Annotated in this window: 3 protein-coding genes and 1 pseudogene; all 4 read right to left on the reverse strand. The window is 36.8% G+C overall.

The window, feature by feature from the left end; genetic code table 11:
- The coding region (locus ACOVQ4_RS17655) for a PolC-type DNA polymerase III (protein WP_421821938.1) at positions 1-577 on the reverse strand (577 nt) is incomplete at its 3' end.
- Between the two features lie 117 nt (positions 578-694).
- Positions 695-1,288, reverse strand: a complete 594-nt coding sequence (locus ACOVQ4_RS17660; protein WP_421821939.1) for a hypothetical protein — start codon at positions 1,286-1,288, stop codon at positions 695-697.
- 362 nt (positions 1,289-1,650) lie between these two features.
- Positions 1,651-2,931 carry an McrC family protein gene (locus ACOVQ4_RS17665; RefSeq protein WP_421821940.1) on the reverse strand — a complete coding sequence of 427 codons (1,281 nt, stop codon included), beginning with the start codon at positions 2,929-2,931 and terminating at the stop codon, positions 1,651-1,653.
- Between the two features lie 22 nt (positions 2,932-2,953).
- Positions 2,954-3,430 (reverse strand): annotated as a pseudogene (locus ACOVQ4_RS17670) (hypothetical protein); the annotation flags it as partial.

Below are 3,430 nucleotides of genomic sequence, written 5' to 3' on the forward strand. Positions count from 1 at the left end.
GCTTTGCCAACTCAAAATACTTTTTAAAACACTGATAGGTAATATCTGCATCCTCCAAGGCATTATGCGTTGTGTCTTTACGGTGGATGCCAAAGTAGTCAGCAACAGACTTGAGGCTAAATGACTTGGGTGTTGCCATTTTGTTGTTTTCAAATACCTGAAACATCAATACCGAAATACTCATCAAGTCTACTAATTTGAAGGAAAACGGCCAATCAATATTGAGGTCGTCGTAAGTAGCTTTGAGGAAATTAATATCGTTGATGACACTTTGTCCACAAATTACGACATCATGCAAGCGCTCATGGCTATCGCGGCGAAGCGTCTTACGAATCCACGCCTCAAAATCCTCTAAGGCATCGTACGAGGAAGGGGCATCTTCTAAATCTTCTAATGAAATTCCATGAACTTTTTCGGAATAACTCGAAAATGTTTCTTCGTTATCAGGATATACGAGCGTTTCAAATTTGGAAAGTACCTTCCAATCATTATCTGCTAAAAGAGCGCCAATCTGAATGATGTCATGATAGCCTGCTTCTTGGCCTGACATTTCTAAATCGAGTATCAAATAAGGCATACGATCAAATATTAGGTTTGTAAATGATTCAAAAAAATTGTTTTACCAATAAGACAAACTACAAATTTAAGAGAACCATCTAAAGACCAAGCAAAAGACGCAAAAAAGTATATCAAATCAGCGTAAAGTGTTAGTTTCTGGGTCAAAGAAAAAATTGGACTCTCGAAAATTATATTTCTGATAGTATTTCAAAAAAGTCCTAGTGACGAAAGTCTGATGCAAAGCCTTGAGCGGAATTACATACAATTCGTCAGGCTCATAAGGCGAATACCCAACGCCAATTACTACAAAAACAGGCATTCGAAAACGCTGAGCATAATGTCTGTAATTTTCGAGCTGATAAGGCTTACACCATTCAATTCCATCGCGGTAATAGTCGCTACGGTATTTGCACTCAACCGCAAAAGTTTGGGTAACATTACGAAAGCTAAATTCTAAGGTAAGGTCGGGATAGGTGGTAGTTTCGGCATATTGCCCATTCACAAACTTATCGCCACGCCATTCTTTTACCTTAAAAAGGTTTCTTGAAAATTTTTGAACTACATATTTCTCAAAGGCTTCTCCCTTCTCATGTTCAGGCGAATAGTCGATAGGAGAGGCGTAATCTGTTTCATAATCATCGTAGTGCTTGGTATCATTGGTAGAATTTTCATTTTTTAAAAACACAAAAACAATCGCCCCAAGAATCAAAAATAAAATTCCTACAGTCATAAATAAAATGGTGGTATCAGTAATGGAAAAGACTTTTTTATCTTAATCTGCTAAATAGAAACAGACGCAAGGCTATTTCTATTTAGCAAAATTAAAATGTATTTTGATATGTTTAGGGATTTTGTCGAAAGATTAAAAAGAACTAGGCCATAGGCTGTAAGCCGTAGGCCTTAGGCAAAATATATCTATCGCTACTAAAAAACCATTTAACACTCTTTGTCTTATGCCTTTTCGGCTTTCAGGTATCGGCTTTCGGCTGTGGGCTTTGAAAAATGGCATGTCTGTGGTTGGTAAAATAATTTAGAACTTTTGCCTACTGCCTACTGCCTACTGCCTACTGCCTATTGCCTACCGCCTACCGCCTAAAACAAACATTCTGCTAGTTGTGTATAAATTTGGTTGTCATCCACACAAATATCCACATCCACAGCCTTGATTTTAATTTTTCGGGATGGAAAAGCTAAGGTATCTTCAATGGTAAAAGTATCTATAGAGCTATCCAAATTCCATGCTTTGGGGTAAAGTAAAACTAGATTCTCAACACTGCTACGAATGGCATAAGCAACCATTTGATACAAATCATTTTGAGACACACCTCGCTTTACATCCTGCTTTTGTCGGATTTTGTACTTAGTGTCCACAATTACCTTGGGGAAAGATAACACTAGGTCTTGCTTGGTAGCAAACACTGGCTGAGATAGCTCATTGCTCGCCAAGAATCCCATTTTCTGAGAAATAGGGTTACGAAATGGAAAATTCTTTTTAATAAATCCACTCAAAAAATCCTCATAAATTACCTCCATCGGAAGTAATAACGCCATCGTATGTTGGTCGTTTGAATGATGGATACTACTTGATTCCAAAAACATTTTTGCCATAGAGAGTACTAGTCCTAAATCCTGAAAAAGGGGATTGAGCACTACTCTGTCACAATCTTGTGCCCGACATTCGGTATCCGTAACTTCATCGAGGATAAACAGTAGTTCATGAAGCGTATGTTGGTTGTTAGTATTTTGTGTAATCGAAAGTAACAGCTTAACTACATATTTGACAATTCGATTAAACAAATTATCGTACAAGAATGGCTCATGTCTGCTCTGAAAATACTGGTGCCGACCAGTGGACCAATTAGATTGAATATATTCCGAAATGGCCAAACTTCCTCTTAGAAAACTTGTTTCCTCCACTACTTCCTGATAGGTATGATAGGGCTGAGTACTTAAAACCTCACGTGCGTGTTGAGCAAATAAATAGATATAGGCCTCGAGCCAATCATCAAATGGCTGTTGTTGTAACGAAATTTCGGAAAAAGGAAATTGTAGGCGATTACTGTACGATAACCAATACAAAACTTTTGAAATGATTTCCTCTTTTTGAGGCTGCTGAGCTACAATTTTAGGGTAAATATTGATTCGAAGATCCTGATATTGGATAAAGCCTATATAGTTTTTAGCACGTAATTGATTTCCATCAAAATGAAAAATCCTTTCATACGATTTTGCACTAGCATTATCTTCAAGATTTTCAAATGATTGATATTTTAGACGATTTTGCCAAACCTCACTCAAATAGGTCTTTAAGCCCCCAACGTAGTTAGCAGGAATGCAAAAGGTATTGCCAAATTCAAATGTATCTATTTTCATAAAAGTAGTAAAGACTTTGAATTTATGAAGCTACAATCTTAATTTGGAACATGTTTTCTTCAATCTGTAAAGGTAAACCAGATACACTTAAGGCTTCCTCAAGCAATTGTTTTACATCGTTTTGAGTAGTTCGGGCATTGTAAAAATACTCCATAAGTAATGGAATAACCTTTTGATTCATGGCCGTAGCAAAATCAAAACTACGACCTTGAGGAGGCATAAAGTAGGCATGTCCAATACAAAAATCCATTCCTTTTTTTTCTTTGATACGCTGATTTAAGGTATTGAAAAATAATTGATATTCATCCTTAACCTTTGATGCATCGGGGTATAAAGGAATAAATTCAAAGCGGCGACGGAGGGCAATATCTAGTAAGGCAATAGATTTATCCGCGGTATTCATGGTGCCAATTATGTATAGATTTTTAGGTACTGTAAATTTGGTAAAGCCATCAGGAAGCAAAACCTCCGTTTCAAAATCATTTCCCCAACGTTTATC

Origin of the sequence: Flectobacillus sp., assembly GCF_049240685.1 — a bacterium.
Lineage (GTDB): Bacteria > Bacteroidota > Bacteroidia > Cytophagales > Spirosomataceae > Flectobacillus.